We start from the raw sequence: 16,640 nt of genomic DNA, 5'->3' as shown, positions 1-16,640 counted from the left end.
AGTCATGACTAACAATGAACCCGAACAAACAGACCCACAGCAAGAAAAACCACAATCGAAAATGGTTGTAATGCGCAAACGCTCATTGGTGATCGCCTTAATCAGTTTGTTTATCGTTGGTGTGCTCATTACCGCCGTCGCAGCGGTCACCTTTGTTAAAGTCCAAAGTAAAACGGCCGAGCAATCCTCGTCGTTTTCAAAAATAGATGAAGTGTACACGAATATTAGCGATAACTATTATAAAAAAGTTGATTCGCAAAAACTAATTGACGGAGCAATTTCAGGCATGCTCGAGTCGTTGGAGGATCCTTATTCAACTTACTTTAATCAAGCCGAAACAAAGAGCTTTAATGATGATATTTCATCTTCATTTGAAGGTATCGGAGTCGAAGTTCAGATGACCAATAAAACGTTGACGGTTGTTTCACCGATTGGGGGTTCACCAGCCGAAAAAGCAGGCTTGAAACCAAACGATCAAATTTTAGAAGTCGATGGTAAATCAATTCAAGGCAAAACATTAACGGAAGCCACCAATAAAATCCGTGGTGAAAAAGGCACGAGTATCATCTTAACGATTCAACGACCAGGTGAAGCGGATACCCGTAAAGTGAGTGTTACTCGTGACACCATTCCGATTGAAACAGTCGATACAGCGCTGCTTGCTAATAAAATTGGTCATCTCCGTATTAGCAGTTTTTCGACACACACACATGAAGAAGTGTTAGCGGGGCTTAAGAAACTAGATAAACAAGGGATGAAGGGGCTCGTCGTTGATGTTCGGCAAAACCCGGGTGGCTTACTCGATCAAGCGATTGACATTGCAAGTCTCTTTATCGAAGATGGCAAAGCGGTTGTTAAAATTGAAAATCGTGCAGGACAACAACAAGTATACAACGCGGATTCTTCAGCATCCGATGGGTATAAGGTAACTGTTCCTGTAACAGTCTTAACGGATGACGGCAGTGCCAGTGCGTCTGAAATATTAGCAGGCGCATTAAAAGAGTCAGCCGGTGCAACCCTTGTGGGAAACACCACCTACGGTAAAGGTGTGATGCAAACGGCAGGAGAACTCGACGATCAGTCAGAAGTGAAATTAACGACTGCCAAATGGCTCACACCTGATGGAAACTGGATTAACAAAAAAGGCATCAAGCCAGATGTTAAGGTTGATGCACCAGCCTATGGTAACATTTCATTGTATGATATTACAAAAACATATAAGAGTGGTGATGTTTCAAACGCTGTGAAAAGCATCCAAGCAATTCTTAATGTCTTTGATGCCAACTTAAGTCAAACAAAGGGCAGTTTTGATGATGCAACTGTTACTGCAGTCAAAGCCTTTCAAGCTGACCATAAGTTAACGCAAACCGGTGAGGTTGATGCGAAAACAAGCACGGCCTTAATTGCAGCGCTACAAGATAAGTTGGCAGCAAATGATAACCAACTTAAAAAAGCACAGGCGGTTACCGCCAACAAAGTGAAGTAAATAAAAAGCATCAAAACAATCATGAGACTGATTGTTTTGATGCTTTTTTGTCGAACATAAAAGCTAATCGGCTTTGAGGTATTGCCAAACGTGCATTGCCAACATTTTAGCCGCGGTTGAGCAGTCAGTTTGCGCAAAAGCCTGATGAAAGGCCGGTAATACCGTTTGAATCAAGTGTTTTTTCGGGGTCTCACTGGCAATCTGTTCATTCAGGAAGGTTGCGTACTCAAGTCCTTCAAGCGGTGTTGTAGCAGGTAAAGCGGCGATAAACAGCTTGAATTCTTCAATTAAAGAGACGCGAGTCACTGCCTGATAATGAATCGAACAACGGATGTTCTCTAGTAAATCATCTGAAATTGTCAACGTTTGTGAGCCTATTAATTGCGGGATAATCGCTTCGAGATGTTTTAAGGCATTTTTAACGATATTTTCGGGATGCGCTGGTTTAAAACCGGACGAAACCACCAGTTTAAGGACATGATGAATCATCCCGTACGTGAGCACGGCAGCTTCATAACTGGCCGGAATAATTGCAGGGCCATACACTTCAACAATACGTGCCGCCAACCAATCAACCTCTGATAAATGATGTAAATTAAGCATTCGTTGAATTTCTTTATCATTCGAATGGTTAATCGACTCAAAAATACGGATTAAATTGTTCTTACGGTTAAGACGGATGACAACACCGATTTGTTTTGCCAAGACCTCCATGTCATTCGCAGCGGTACCTATCGCTAGCTCATGACGCAAAAGACTTGCTTCAACTCGGCTTTCTTCTAAAATTGCGATTAAACACTCGCTTTTTGAGCTGAAGTGGTTATAAAAGGTCCCTTTTGAAATTTTAGCGGCCGCAATAATATCAGCCATCGACGTATCGGTAAAGCCTTTTTCAATAAATAAGTCACGGGCAGCGTTAGTAATTTGTGTTTTACGAAGGTTCATAATAGCTCCTTTTTATAAAATGTATACCATTATTCTATCGTCTAAATCTCATAATAGCAACGTTTTAAATTCGATTATAAAAAAAGATTGCTAAAATTGGACTGTTGGTATAGAATAGTTCTAGCATAGTAAAAGAAATGATAAGGAGATTCGCATAATGACAAAACAGACAGTTGTACAAAAAGCACCAATGGGCATGCTGATAATCTTGTTTATTGGGGCATTCGTCGCCTTCCTCAATAACACATTACTCAATATCGCTTTACCAACAATTATGAAAGACTTTGATATTAGTTACTCAACAGTACAATGGATTTCAACAGGGTATATGCTTGTGAGTGGAATTTTAATTCCAGCTTCAGCCTTTTTTATTACCCGTTTTAAAACACGTACACTTTATATTACGGCGTTATCAATTTTCACAGTCGGTACTGTATTAGCAGCTATGTCACCAAACTTCGGTATTCTATTAACCGGCCGAATGGTGCAAGCTGCTGGGGCATCAGTCATGTCACCGATTTTAATGAACGTCTTACTTAAGAGTTTTCCAATTGAAAAACGTGGCGCTGCTATGGGTGTGTTTGGACTCGTTATGTTCGTAGCACCAGCAATTGGACCGACTTTATCAGGTTGGATTATCCAAAACCATGACTGGCGCATGTTGTTCGAAATGATCGTGCCATTTGCAGTCATTAGTTTATTGTTAAGTATTTGGAAATTAGACAATGTGTTAGAAACACGTAAAGTCAAACTCGATTACTTATCACTCGTGTTATCGACCGTCGGTTTTGGTGGCTTATTATACGGCTTTAGTACTGCCGGCGATAAAGGTTGGTCATCACCACTTGTTTACGGAATGATTGCCATCGGTGCGGTTGGTGTTACGTTATTCATCCTCCGTCAATTACGGATGAAAGAACCAATGCTCGAAATGCGCGTCTACAAATACCCAATGTTTGCCTTAGGATCAGCCATTTCAATGATTTTATCGATGGCAATGTTTGCCGGTATGATTTTAACACCAGCATACGTGCAAAACGTTCGTGGCATTACGCCATTAGACGCTGGGTTAATGATGTTACCAGGAGCAGTCGTGATGGCGATTATGTCACCGATTACTGGTCGAATGTTTGACCGTTTTGGACCGCGTATTTTAGCTGTTATCGGTCTGCTTATTACAGCCGGTGCAACCTTCTTCTTAACACAATTAAAAGTCGATTCAACTTATACGTACATTATTGTTGTTTATACCATTCGGATGTTTGGTATGTCACTCGTAATGATGCCAATTATGACAAACGGCTTAAACCAATTGCCACAACGTTTGAACCCACATGCAACGGCTGTTAATAACACCGCCTCACAAGTTGCCGGTTCAATCGGAACAGCCTTACTAGTCACAATCATGAACAAACACATTGCGACCCGTGCCACTGAATTAGCGGCAGCAGCCAAAGAAAAAGCAATGGCTGCGGGCACAGCGATGAATGCCGATCAAGTGGCTGCCTTAAAAGCGCAAATTACACAAAAAGCATTGCTTGACGGAATTAACTACACCTTTGTTGTTGCAACAGGTATTACAGTACTTGCACTTGTGTTGTCATTCTTCTTATCACGTGGTAAACGTGCGGAAGATTGAAACACAGCAGTCAAGGCCGCTGTAATAGAATATGAAAGATAATGCAGTTTATTTAGTCTCAAAGATCCCATTTGGCATGTTCGAATGGGATCTTTTTTCGTTTGATCTTGTTTGATTTGTTAGTGAAAGGCAATGAACCTCAGAGAATGTGAGTTACGTTATAGTCTAATGATGTTTTCTTGTTTTTATAAAAAAAAAACGAGAAAGTTTAAAGCTCATCGTTTAAGGGAAGAGTTAAGAAGGGGTCATTTTATGTCCCTGTTGTTTTAAAAAACAGAGAATTTCCTTTCGATGGGAAAAGGATGGCCCCCTTTGATATAATATTTCAGTTATGCTACTACATAAGTAGATAAAAGAGGGAGGACAAGGAAATGAAAGTGAAACTAAACAAATTGTCACTGAAACTAATTATTGGGGTGATGGTATATTCCACAGGTGTCTCAGCCATTTCTGTGCCAGTTTATGCAGATGAAACAAGTGGTGAAATTAAGACGAGGCAAGATCCACAAGAAGAAGCCGAAAAAACACATGATCAACTCATCGCACCAGCCTTTCAAACGGAATTAGAACAAAGATTAAATAATATTTCTGTTGAAATGGATAATGCGGTTGGAACAATTCTACCGGTCGATTATTTTAATACAGGTATTAAGGACTTCAACTACATGCATGGTTCAGTTGCTCAAATTGGTTTTTACACTGTGTTTACAGAAGCACCGTCATACATCAGTGGTAGCGGTGTGGATGCAACGGGAAATTACAGTGTTTCATTTGCTACGAATGGTCGGGAATTAGTGGATATCGTAGTCACGCAACTAAAGGTTGTGCCAGCTAATACTGTAACCACGATTAATTTAGATTTAATGATTAAGACAGCGTTTCTACAAAAAGGTTATGTTTGGAACACCGAAGGGCCATCTTATAATATTAATCGTAATATGAAAGTGCTTGGTTCAATAAAAGTAACTGCAATGCAAGATTTTACAGCGCTTGATATTATCGAAGAACATGAGCTGAACTTAAACGAAATATTTGAGCCAAAAACATTGTTTAATGGTGCTCTCAATGCTGATGGTGAAGCATTAACTTATGAACAGTTTATCGCAGCCGGTGGCACGGTGAACTCTACCGTTGATACAAGTGTGGCGGGGACTTACACCGTGACTTTTGGGTTGAATAACGAAACCAAAGTCTCGACAGTAACAGTGCTTAACGATTTAACGACAATTGATGTCGTTAACCTCTCAATTTACCAAGGCAGTGATTGGGTAGCAGCCGATAGTTTTACAGCTGCAACCGACAAAGCCGGCAATCAGCTTGATTATAACGGTTTTATTGCAGCCGGAGGTACTGTCTCTCATAACGTGAACCGTGACGTTCCGGGTGTTTATCCAGTTACCTACACACTGAACGAAGTTGAAGAAGTGGTCAATGTAACGGTTATTACGGATCAAACACAAACTGAATTACAAGATGTGTCACTGTATGTAGGGCAAGCGTTTGATAGTAACGCCCCTTTTAAAAATGTGGTCGATAAAGAGGGGCAACCCGTTAAAGCAGCAGACGTTGATTTTTACTACATCAACGAGGAAGTCACTCAAGAACTTGATACATCTAAACCTGGGACTCATAAGGTGAGAATTGTCATACTCGATGGGAGTGGTAAGTGGACATACAGTGATTCGGCTACTGTGACAGTTAAGTCTGACCAAACAGCTGTTGAATTACAAGATGTTACCTTGTATGTTGGTGACACGTTTGATAGTAATGCCCCTTTTAAATACGTGGTCAACAAAGATGGAGAAACAGTCAACGCTGCTGAAGTAACCCACTACACAATTAATGGAGAACAAACGCAAGAACTCGACACATCAAAACCAGGGAGTCATCAGGTTGAAATTGGTATCTTAAACGCGTTAGGCGAGTGGGAATACAGTGAAACGGCAACTGTTACGATTAAAGCGGATGAAACCAGTATTATGACAAATGATGCAACCATTCATGTCGGTGAATCATGGGATGAAGCCGATGGTTTCAAGACAGCGACTGATAAAACCGGAGCTGAATTAACGTTTGCAGAATTCAAGGCAGCGGGTGGAACAATTTCTCACGATGTCGATACAAGTGTAACTGGTGTGTATACGGTTAATTATCTATTAAATGGTAAAACTGAAACAGCAACAGTCACTGTACTTGCGAATGAAACAGCCGTGAAAGCACAGGCAGTCACTCTCTATGTTGGTGAATCATGGACGGAAGCAGATAGTTTTCAATTAGCAACCGATAAAACTGGTACTGAACTCACGTTTGCAGAATTTAAGGCAGCGGGCGGCACCGTTAGTCACGATGTGAACACAGATAAAGCAGGAACATATACAGTGACGTATCACTTGAATGGTTTTGAAGATAGTGCGACAGTGACTGTTTTAGAGAACGAAACAAGTGTTGCGGCACAAAATGTGACACTTTATGCAGGTGAAACATGGAGCGAAAAAGATAGCTTTAAACACGCAACAGATAAAACCGGAGCTGAATTAACGTTTGCAGAATTCAAAGCAGCGGGTGGAACAATCAGCGGAACGGTTAACACAGATAAAGCAGGAACATATACAGTGACGTATCACTTGAATGGTTTTGAAGATAGTGCGACAGTGACTGTTTTAGAGAACGAAACAAGTGTTGCGGCACAAAATGTGACACTTTATGCAGGTGACACATGGAGCGAAAAAGATAGCTTTAAACACGCGACAGATAAAACCGGAGCAGAATTAACGTTTACAGAATTCAAAGCAGCGGGTGGAACAATTACCCAAACTGTTGAGACAGAGCAAGCGGGTGTGTACGACATAACCTTTGAATTGAATGCTGTGAGTGATAAGGCAACGGTGACAGTATTGTTAAATCAAACAAATGTTAAAGGCGAAAATGTTTCACTATATGAAGGTGAAGCCTGGACCGAAGAAGATAGCTTTAAACGCGCGACAGATAAAACCGGAGCAGAATTAACATTTGCAGAATTCGAGGCAGCAGGTGGTAACGTTACGCATGAGGTGGATACGAGTAAACCAGGTGTATACACAGTAACCTATGAACTAAACGGCGTTACAGATACTGCAGTTGTGACAGTGTTTGTTGATCAAACTCGCGTTTCAGCAATAAATAGCACCCTATATAGTGGCGAATCATGGACGGAAGCAGCTAGTTTTCAATTAGCAACCGATAAAACTGGTACTGAACTCACGTTTGCAGAATTCAAAGCAGCAGGTGGAACAATCAGCGGAACGGTTAACACAGATAAAGCAGGAACATATACAGTGACGTATCACTTGAATGGTTTTGAAGATAGTGCGACAGTGACTGTTTTAGAGAACGAAACAAGTGTTGCGGCACAAAATGTGACACTTTATGCAGGTGAAACATGGAGCGAAAAAGATAGCTTTAAACACGCAACAGATAAAACCGGAGCTGAATTAACGTTTGCAGAATTCAAAGCAGCGGGTGGAACAATCAGCGGAACGGTTAACACAGATAAAGCAGGAACATATACAGTGACGTATCACTTGAATGGTTTTGAAGATAGTGCGACAGTGACTGTTTTAGAGAACGAAACAAGTGTTGCGGCACAAAATGTGACACTTTATGCAGGTGACACATGGAGCGAAAAAGATAGCTTTAAACACGCGACAGATAAAACCGGAGCAGAATTAACGTTTACAGAATTCAAAGCAGCGGGTGGAACAATTACCCAAACTGTTGAGACAGAGCAAGCGGGTGTGTACGACATAACCTTTGAATTGAATGCTGTGAGTGATAAGGCAACGGTGACAGTATTGTTAAATCAAACAAATGTTAAAGGCGAAAATGTTTCACTATATGAAGGTGAAGCCTGGACCGAAGAAGATAGCTTTAAACGCGCGACAGATAAAACCGGAGCAGAATTAACATTTGCAGAATTCGAGGCAGCAGGTGGTAACGTTACGCATGAGGTGGATACGAGTAAACCAGGTGTATACACAGTAACCTATGAACTAAACGGCGTTACAGATACTGCAGTTGTGACAGTGTTTGTTGATCAAACTCGCGTTTCAGCAATAAATAGCACCCTATATAGTGGCGAATCATGGACGGAAGCAGCTAGTTTTCAATTAGCAACCGATAAAACTGGTACTGAACTCACGTTTGCAGAATTCAAAGCAGCAGGTGGAACAATCAGCGGAACGGTTAACACAGATAAAGCAGGAACATATACAGTGACGTATCACTTGAATGGTTTTGAAGATAGTGCGACAGTGACTGTTTTAGAGAACGAAACAAGTGTTGCGGCACAAAATGTGACACTTTATGCAGGTGAAACATGGAGCGAAAAAGATAGCTTTAAACACGCAACAGATAAAACCGGAGCTGAATTAACGTTTGCAGAATTCAAAGCAGCGGGTGGAACAATCAGCGGAACGGTTAACACAGATAAAGCAGGAACATATACAGTGACGTATCACTTGAATGGTTTTGAAGAAAGTGCGACAGTGACTGTTTTAGTAAATCAAACGACTATTGACGTGTTCAACTCAGTTATTAATCAAGGTGAAATATGGTCAAAAGAAGCGAACTTTAACTCAGCACAAGATAAATCAGGTAATTTAGTTGACATTACTGAAGTAGAAGTTGTAGGGGAAGTAAATACTGATGTTATAGGTGATTATCAAATTATTTATCGTTACGATGGTGTAGAAGAAACTATTGTTGTTTCTGTTGTTGGTAGTACAGAAAGCACAGAAAGTACAGAAAGCACAGAAAGTACAGAAAGCACTGAAAGTACAGAAAGTACAGAAAGCACTGAAAGTACAGAAAGTACAGAAAGCACAGAAAGTACAGAAAGCACAGAAAGTACAGAAAGCACAGAAAGTACAGAAAGCACAGAAAGTACAGAAAGTACAGAAAGCACTGAAAGTACAGAAAGTACAGAAAGCACAGAAAGTACAGAAAGCACAGAGAGTACTGAAAATACTGAAAGCATAGAGAGTACCGAAAGTAATGAAAGTACAGAGAGTACCGAAAGTATTGCAAATGCGGGGAAAACAAAAGGGGAGGAAAGCACCATGAATAGTAGTGAAGTCAAAACGACTACTTTACCTCGAACGGGTGATAATAATGGAATAACACACTCACTGTTTGGGCTGTTAATGGTGTTAGGTTGTGGTGTTTACCTGAAACGAAAGCGCCATGAAAATTAGTAAGGAGAATCTAATAGGCACAGTTAGTGTGTGGAGTATCTGTGTGAAACGCTAATTTTTTATCGATAGCTGATCCTTTTAGTAAAGAAAAAAACAACCGTCTATTAAATTCGAGCGAACTGAATTTAATGGCTCTATGTCAAATAGTGTTGGTGAGGAAAATTTCTATTAAATAAATAAGCTTTTTGGATTGTAGATTAAGTTCTGGTTCTATCTCAAATCGTGTTGTTATTCAAAAAGCAGTAAAATAAGTAGATATCTATTCAGCTGCACTTTATGTGCGGCTGTTTTTATTTGTTAAATCGTTATTTTATTGAATGTGATATGTAATAGTTTAGTCCCTTGTTTAAGACATTTAGCTGTTTTATTATTAATTCGACAATTGACACAACTGTCTGGCTTGTAAGTCAAATCATAAAGTAACCGACACTCATCAACACTATAGAGTTTTAGTAATGTACTATATTTTTTACACTTAGATAGGCAAACAAAGAAAGTTTTTTTTGTAATCACAGGTATCATTAACTAGTAATTATCTTGATAAAATTGGAATAGAAAGAAGGAATTTAAATGTTAAATGTTAAAATAAAAAACGTAACAACATGTTTATTAGTCACTTCTGCTGTTGCTGCTGGTTTAATCGGGATGGCAAACACTGCTTCTGCTCACGGTTATGTATCCAGCCCACATAGTCGTGCTTATCAAGCACAACTTGACGCACAATCATTAAGTTGGGATGCAGGTATTGCTGCCTTTGGTAATGTTATTACACAACCACAAGGACTAGAAGCGCCAAAAGGTTACCCGACATTAGGTCCTTTAGATGGCTCAATTGCATCAGCTAATGGTGTCTTAGATGGTGGAAACATTGGTAGTAACAAATTAGATATTCAAAACGCGACAAAGTGGACGAAACAAGATATCAAAACAGGGATTAATGAGTTTACGTGGACGTATACGGCAACACACCCTTCTACAAAATGGCATTACTACATGACCAAACAAGGTTGGGACGTTAACGCACCGTTAAACCGTGATGAAATGGAATTAATTGGTACGATTCAACATGATGGTTCTCAAGCAGAGAACAACCCAACACATAAGGTTGATGTACCAGAAGATCGCTCAGGTTACAACGTTATTTTAGCTGTTTGGGATGTTGCTGACACACCCAATGCATTTTACCAAGTAATCGATGTCAACGTTAACGGTGAAGGTACAACGCCAACTGAACCATCAGAACCATCAGAATCTGTTACACCAGACGCCCCTACACAATTGACAGCCAAAGCGATTACAACATCTTCTGTTGAATTGACATGGACAGCGCCAACTAATACAGACATTGAAACATATAACGTTTACCGTGATGGTGAAAAAGTTAAAACGATGTCATCTACATCATTTATAGATACAGACCTAGCAGCAAATACAACATATAACTATTCGATTGAAGCTGTCTCATTTAATGGTAAAACATCAGCTATGAGCGCATCATTAGATGTTAAGACTAAAGAAGTTCCCGTCGTTGATAACGAAAAACCAACAGCTCCATCAAGTGTTCACTCAATGGGAACAACAGCGAACTCTGTAAGTCTTATGTGGACAAAGTCAGTACATAGTGTCGGTGTTGATACATATACTATTTACCGTGATGGCGTTAACATCGCAACTGTTTCAGGAACAATGTATAACGATACAGCACTTAATGCTAGCACAACATATACCTACACAATCAAAGCAACAAGTGTCGGTGGTAATGTTTCAGATGCGAGCGATGCTTTTACTGTTACAACTGCTGATGCAGCCGTTTCGGAAGGAAAAGTTTGGGAGTTAGGTAGTTTTACTGCGCCGACTGAATACCTAGCAGGTGAAATTGTAACACATTTAGGTAAATCGTATAAAACATTAAATACACACCTTAATTACGGTGATTCAAACTGGGCACCAGGTATTGCTCTAACATTGTTTGAAGAACTCTAAATCATTATAATAAGTAAAGTTATAATTTAAGGGAAAACAGCAATCAGTCAGCAGATCATCTGCTAACACTAGTTGCTGTTTTTTTGTTTGCATATATCAAAGTCTGACAATCGAATGCAATACAATGTTATAATAGTTTATTCTCTGTATTTAAATTAACTATAAACACCGATAGTAAAATTAAGCTAGATAAAAAAAAGTCATTTGTGCGACACTCAAAATAGTTCCGACCAAAGAATTATTAGGAGTGAAGACAAATGACCTATAAACATCTTACACCAAATGAGCTTGTAATGATAGAAGCCTATTTTCAAACGAAACAATCTGTTTTAACCGTATCGAAGATACTAGGACGTTCAAGACAAACGATTGATAATGTCTACAATTTTCTTAAAAAAGGTTTATCAGCTAGTGATTATTATCAAAGATACAAAGAAAATAAAACATATTGTGGCAGACGACCTATCATTTTAAGTACGGATCAACAAACCTACATTCAGAAAATGACAGCTGAAGGCTGGACACCTGATGTGATTATTGGTCGTGCTGAGATACCTATCTCATGTTCTGTTAGAACGCTCTATCGCCTATTTAAAGCGAACGACTTCGATATCACAAAGCTACCAATGAAAGGTAAACGTAAGCCAAACGGACACAACGAACGTCGCGGAAGGCAAGCATTTAAGCGTAATATTTCGGAACGATTGACTGATTATACGCAATTCAATGAAGAATTTGGACACTTGGAAGGTGATACAATTGTCGGTGTTCATCATAAAAGTGCTGTTATCACGTTAGTTGAGCGACTTTCAAAAGTGATAATCACATTAAAACCAGAAGGTCGTAAAGCAGCAGATATCGAAAAAGCAACGACTGCTTGGTTAAAATCTATTCCCGAACATATGTTTAAATCAATCACGTTTGATTGTGGAAAAGAATTCTCAAACTGGAAAGAAATGAGTAACTCGAATGATATCTCTATCTATTTTGCGGATCCTGGAACACCTTCACAACGCGGTCTAAACGAAAATTCTAATGGCATTTTGCGTCGAAATGGCTTCCCGAAAAAGATGGACTTTAACCAAGTTGACCAAAACTTCATTTCAGCTGTTGCTTCAAAAAGAAATCACATACCAAGAAAATCATTAAACTACCGGACACCATTGGAAGTGTTTTTGAGTTACGTAAATGAAGAACAATTGTCTAGCTTAAGTTGACAAGTCATATTCATTAAAAAAGGAATTGAAAAAGATATAGAATTTTATCAAAACAAACGATATGTCTCTAAATTTAATGGAGTAATTCCACTAGATTTTAGAAAAATAGGTAAATAAAAACGCCTAGAATTAATCTGGGCGTTTTTATTTACCATGTCTACTTGACAGGTAGTGGTTCATCAAATGATTAGCGAAAGTTATTTTGTTGTTTTAACAACCGTTAAGTCTGTATTGAAAAGTAGCAAACTTTGATATACTTAAATAGTATGAATAATCAGTCTTAAACTTTCATTAAGCACTCTAATAAATAGTGCTTAAATTAAATTGAAATGAGTAAGCGTTTACATTAAGCTAGAATTAGAGATAGGGGAGAACAACATGTTAGATTCAAAGACAGTTTCATTGATGGGTGTGCTGCTCGAACGGGGAAGTGTTTCATTAGCAGAATTTGCGATTGTCCATCAGTTAACCAAAAAGCAGGCTTGGTATGAAATTGAACAATTAAATGCACGTTTAGAGACAATCAGTGACGCACGCATTCAGTTGCATCTCGGTCAGCTAACCATCTCACCTCAATTACGGTCGGATTGGCTTGCTAACGTCTCGACTGCCTTAGTGTTAAATCATCACGAGCGGTGTCAACTCATTATTTTGTATACCTATATCAAGCAAACAGCAGTGTCACAGGTACATTATCAGCAACTCTTACAAATGAGTAAAAACTCTGTCGTGATTGCCTTAAAAAAAGTGAAAGAGCAGTTAGGCCAGTTCTCCCTGGAACTCTCCTACTCGCGCCAACACGGTTATGCGATTACTGGGGCTGAACAAGCGATTCGTCGCTGTATTGAAACGACCTTACAAACAATGCGCCGTTCACCCCAATTTGAGCAATTGTTTGCCCTAGTTTTTTCGAAGTGGGGGCTGAAGCAGTCTACTGCTGATATGGCCGAACGTTTGACAACATTAGCTCAAACGCACAAAGTTAGCTTCGTTGCCGAACGATTTGAGCATCTCGTTGCAATGTTGTCGTTAGTACAGGTGGCTGAACAAACGGCACCGCTTGTGTTTACGGTCAAGCAAAAGCATTACGGCCAAAGCCATCGTTTACGAGTGATGGCTGAAACAATCGTCAAACAGCTGCGGCTAACCACAGATACGGCTGGCAATGTCATCTTTGTGACCGCCCAATTGTTAGCGAGTTTACAAGGTGAACACGAGCATCCACAACCAGAATTCAGACAGTTAACAGAGGCAATCATTGATGAAGTGCAGCGATTAACCTTAACGGTGTTTGAGCAACGTTCACAGCTGAGTGCGAGTCTTTATCAGCATGTCGTTCCTTGTTTTTACCGCCTGTTATTCGGGGCGTCGATTGCTAATCCTTATGTCGCGACAATTAAGGCTGAATATGCGGATCTTTATACGCTTGTTCACAAGGGGTTAAGGCCACTTGAAGCCGCGTTGGATACCACCTTGGAGGATGCTGAAATTGCCTACTTTACCATCCATTTTGGCGGACAGCTCCAGTTTCCAAGTAGAGAACGTCATATTAGGGCCTTAACCGTTTGTCCGAATGGCGTCAGTTCTTCGATAATTATGCAACAACAGTTACAGGACTTATTTCCGAGTATTGCCTTTGAAACGGTGCACAGTGTGAGCGATAGCCAACAGTTAGCCCCAGCGTCGTACGATCTTATTTTTTCAACCATCTATTTTCAAACGAGTAAACCACTTTATGTGACGAAACCAATTTTGAACCCGGTTGAAAAAGAACTGTTGAAACGTCAATTACAACGTGATTTTCAATTGCAACAGTCCCAAAATCAAATAAACGCGAATGATATTATCGCACTTGTTAAACGCCATGCTGACATCAAAGATGAAACAGCCCTTTTTAAAGGGATTTCGCGCTTGCTTAATGTTAGGCGGAAAGATGAAGGAGGAGTTAATTTGACCGATTTATTAATTAAAGACCACATTCAACAAAGTGACGAAGCATTATCGTGGCAGGCAGCCATCACGTTAGCAGCTCAACCGCTCCTTACTGATCATTATATTACGGCTGATTATGTCGCCGCCATGATTGCGATGGTTGAGGATGTTGGCCCGTATATTGTTCTCGCACCGCAAGTGGCTATTCCTCATGCGCGACCAGAAAACGGTGGCAAAAAACTGGGAATGAGCTTATTGCAAATGAAGGTGCCGGTTGATTTTGACCTGAAGCAAGAGGGCGGGGAAGAGTATCAGGTGAAACTGCTGTTCGTGCTAAGCACGGTTGATAATGACAGTCATCTGACCGCTTTAAAGCAATTATCTAATATTCTAGAAGATGATGAAACCATCGATGCTTTAATAAATGCCTCGTCAACTGACGAGTTACTAGCGATTATTAAATTAAAAGGGAGTGCTGACAATGATTAAAGTGATTACAGTGTGTGGCAATGGAATTGGGAGTAGCTTAATGTTGAAACTGAAGATTGAAGAAATTGCCAAGGCAAATGGCATCGAAATCGACGCTGAATCAATCGATTCAAATGCGGCTTCAGGTAAGGATGCTGATTTATTTGTGACGGTGAAGGAATTTGCAGATATTTTCAAACCCGATCAAAAGGTTGTCTTTACCCGTAGTTATATGAACCGTAAAAAAATTACCGAAGATGTGTTGCCAACCTTAATCGAGATGAACAATAACTAATAAGAGAGGAGGAATAACAATGGGATTTTTGGAATTTTTAAAAGATATGCTCAGTGAACCCGCTATTTTAATGGGATTAGTCGCAATGGTTGGTTTAATTGCGCTCAAGTCACCCGGTCATAAAGTCTTAACCGGTACACTTGGCCCAATTTTAGGTTATTTAATGCTATCTGCCGGTGCCAATGTTATTTCGAGTAATTTGGAACCGCTTTCTAAAATGATTGAAAAAGGTTTCCACATTAAGGGTGTTGTACCAAATAACGAAGCCATTACATCGGTTGCGCAAGACTTGCTCGGTGTTGAAACAATGAGTATTTTAGTTGTGGGGCTGCTGTTCAACTTATTAATTGCGCGTGTGACCCGTTATAAATATGTTTTTTTAACTGGCCATCACAGTTTCTTCATGGCTTGTCTGTTATCAGCAGTGCTCGGTGCAACGGGCTTTAGTGGCTGGCAAATGGTCGTTGTCGGTGGCTTCTTCTTAGGGGCGTGGTCAGCGATTTCACCAGCAATTGGCCAACGTTTCACCTTGAAAGTAACCGATGGTGATGAAGTTGCCCTTGGCCACTTCGGTAGTCTCGGTTATTACTTATCGGCTTTAATCGGCAAAGCGGTTGGCGGAAAAAGCGCCAGTACCGAAGATATTAAAGTGCCAGAAAAATACAGTTTCTTACGTAATACAACTATTTCAACTGGTTTAACGATGATTGTCTTTTACTTGATTGCAGCGATTGCAGCGGGTGGAGATTATGTATCAACGTTGTCTGATGGTAAGTCACCGTATATCTTTGCGGTGTTAAGTGGTTTACAGTTTGCCGTTGGTGTGGCGATTGTATACGCAGGTGTGCGAATGATCTTAGCTGATTTAATTCCAGCCTTCCAAGGGATTGCAACAAAATTGATTCCGAATGCAGTGCCAGCTGTCGATTGTGCGGTATTCTTCCCATATGCGCCAACAGCCGTTATTATCGGGTTTGTGAGTAGTTTTGTTGGTGGATTAATTGGGATGTTTGTGCTAGGTATTGCTGGTGGCGTGTTAATAATTCCAGGGCTCGTACCGCATTTCTTCTGTGGGGCAACAGCCGGTATTTTTGGTAATGCAACCGGTGGTCGTCGTGGTGCCGTTGTCGGCGCCTTCGTGAACGGATTACTGTTAGCATTCTTACCAGCCTTATTATTACCAGTACTCGGCGCATTAGGCTTCAGCAACACTACCTTCGGTGATGTCGATTTCGCTATTATCGGCCTCGCATTAGGTAAAGTGGGCGACATGATTGGTACTGGTGGGATTTATGGTTTAGCTGGCATCCTTGTGATTGTGCTTGCCTTACCAAGTATTTTACGCCCTTCTAAAGTGGCAGTTAATAATAGTGAGGAAGATTAAAAGTAAACAACTTGAAATGAGAGTTAAAGCAACAGAAGTTTCATTCGATTTTGTCTACAA

General features: G+C 40.2%; 9 protein-coding genes. 8 read left to right on the top strand and 1 reads right to left on the bottom strand.

Annotated features, from left to right (window positions below; translation table 11 throughout):
* The first annotated feature begins 4 nt into the window (after window positions 1-4).
* The gene (locus ACJYYY_RS07315; RefSeq protein ID WP_035315338.1) at window positions 5-1,486 is read left to right on the top strand and encodes a S41 family peptidase; all 1,482 of its coding nucleotides are present in this window, start codon (window positions 5-7) and stop codon (window positions 1,484-1,486) included.
* Window positions 1,487-1,549: 63 nt separating this feature from the next.
* Here ACJYYY_RS07315 and ACJYYY_RS07310 read toward each other — a convergent pair whose 3' ends face one another.
* The gene (locus ACJYYY_RS07310) at window positions 1,550-2,431 is read right to left on the bottom strand and encodes a TetR/AcrR family transcriptional regulator (protein ID WP_035315336.1); all 882 of its coding nucleotides are present in this window, start codon (window positions 2,429-2,431) and stop codon (window positions 1,550-1,552) included.
* Between the two features lie 157 nt (window positions 2,432-2,588).
* On the opposite strand from ACJYYY_RS07310, the gene ACJYYY_RS07305 reads away from it, so the two are divergent.
* From ACJYYY_RS07305 to ACJYYY_RS07275, 7 genes are all read left to right on the top strand, one after another.
* Window positions 2,589-4,070, top strand: a complete 1,482-nt coding sequence (locus tag ACJYYY_RS07305; protein WP_035315334.1) for a DHA2 family efflux MFS transporter permease subunit — start codon at window positions 2,589-2,591, stop codon at window positions 4,068-4,070.
* 371 nt (window positions 4,071-4,441) lie between these two features.
* Window positions 4,442-9,301, top strand: coding sequence for a bacterial Ig-like domain-containing protein (locus ACJYYY_RS07300; RefSeq protein ID WP_408868781.1), 4,860 nt, complete (start codon window positions 4,442-4,444; stop codon window positions 9,299-9,301).
* Between the two features lie 570 nt (window positions 9,302-9,871).
* Entirely contained in the window at window positions 9,872-11,284 is a 1,413-nt protein-coding gene (locus ACJYYY_RS07295; protein WP_408868780.1) for a lytic polysaccharide monooxygenase, read from the top strand.
* A gap of 257 nt (window positions 11,285-11,541) precedes the next feature.
* Window positions 11,542-12,501: an IS30 family transposase gene (locus ACJYYY_RS07290; RefSeq protein ID WP_408868779.1), complete on the top strand. Its 960-nt coding sequence runs from the start codon at window positions 11,542-11,544 to the stop codon at window positions 12,499-12,501.
* A gap of 378 nt (window positions 12,502-12,879) precedes the next feature.
* A complete protein-coding gene (locus ACJYYY_RS07285) occupies window positions 12,880-14,922 on the top strand; it encodes a BglG family transcription antiterminator (protein WP_408868778.1) in 2,043 nt (680 codons plus the stop codon).
* Window positions 14,915-15,196 carry a PTS sugar transporter subunit IIB gene (locus ACJYYY_RS07280; RefSeq protein ID WP_035315290.1) on the top strand — a complete coding sequence of 94 codons (282 nt, stop codon included), beginning with the start codon at window positions 14,915-14,917 and terminating at the stop codon, window positions 15,194-15,196. The genes ACJYYY_RS07285 and ACJYYY_RS07280 overlap by 8 nt, the downstream gene beginning before the upstream one ends.
* A 19-nt stretch (window positions 15,197-15,215) precedes the next feature.
* On the top strand, window positions 15,216-16,580 hold the full coding sequence (locus ACJYYY_RS07275; protein ID WP_035315291.1) for a PTS ascorbate transporter subunit IIC: 1,365 nt from the start codon (window positions 15,216-15,218) through the stop codon (window positions 16,578-16,580).
* Window positions 16,581-16,640: the final 60 nt, after the last annotated feature.

It is taken from the genome of Brochothrix campestris (assembly GCF_046058945.1).
GTDB classification, from domain to species: Bacteria; Bacillota; Bacilli; order Lactobacillales; family Listeriaceae; genus Brochothrix; species Brochothrix campestris.
The sequence above is the reverse complement of the archived record's forward strand: the minus strand, read 5'-3'. Positions and strand labels throughout refer to the sequence as shown.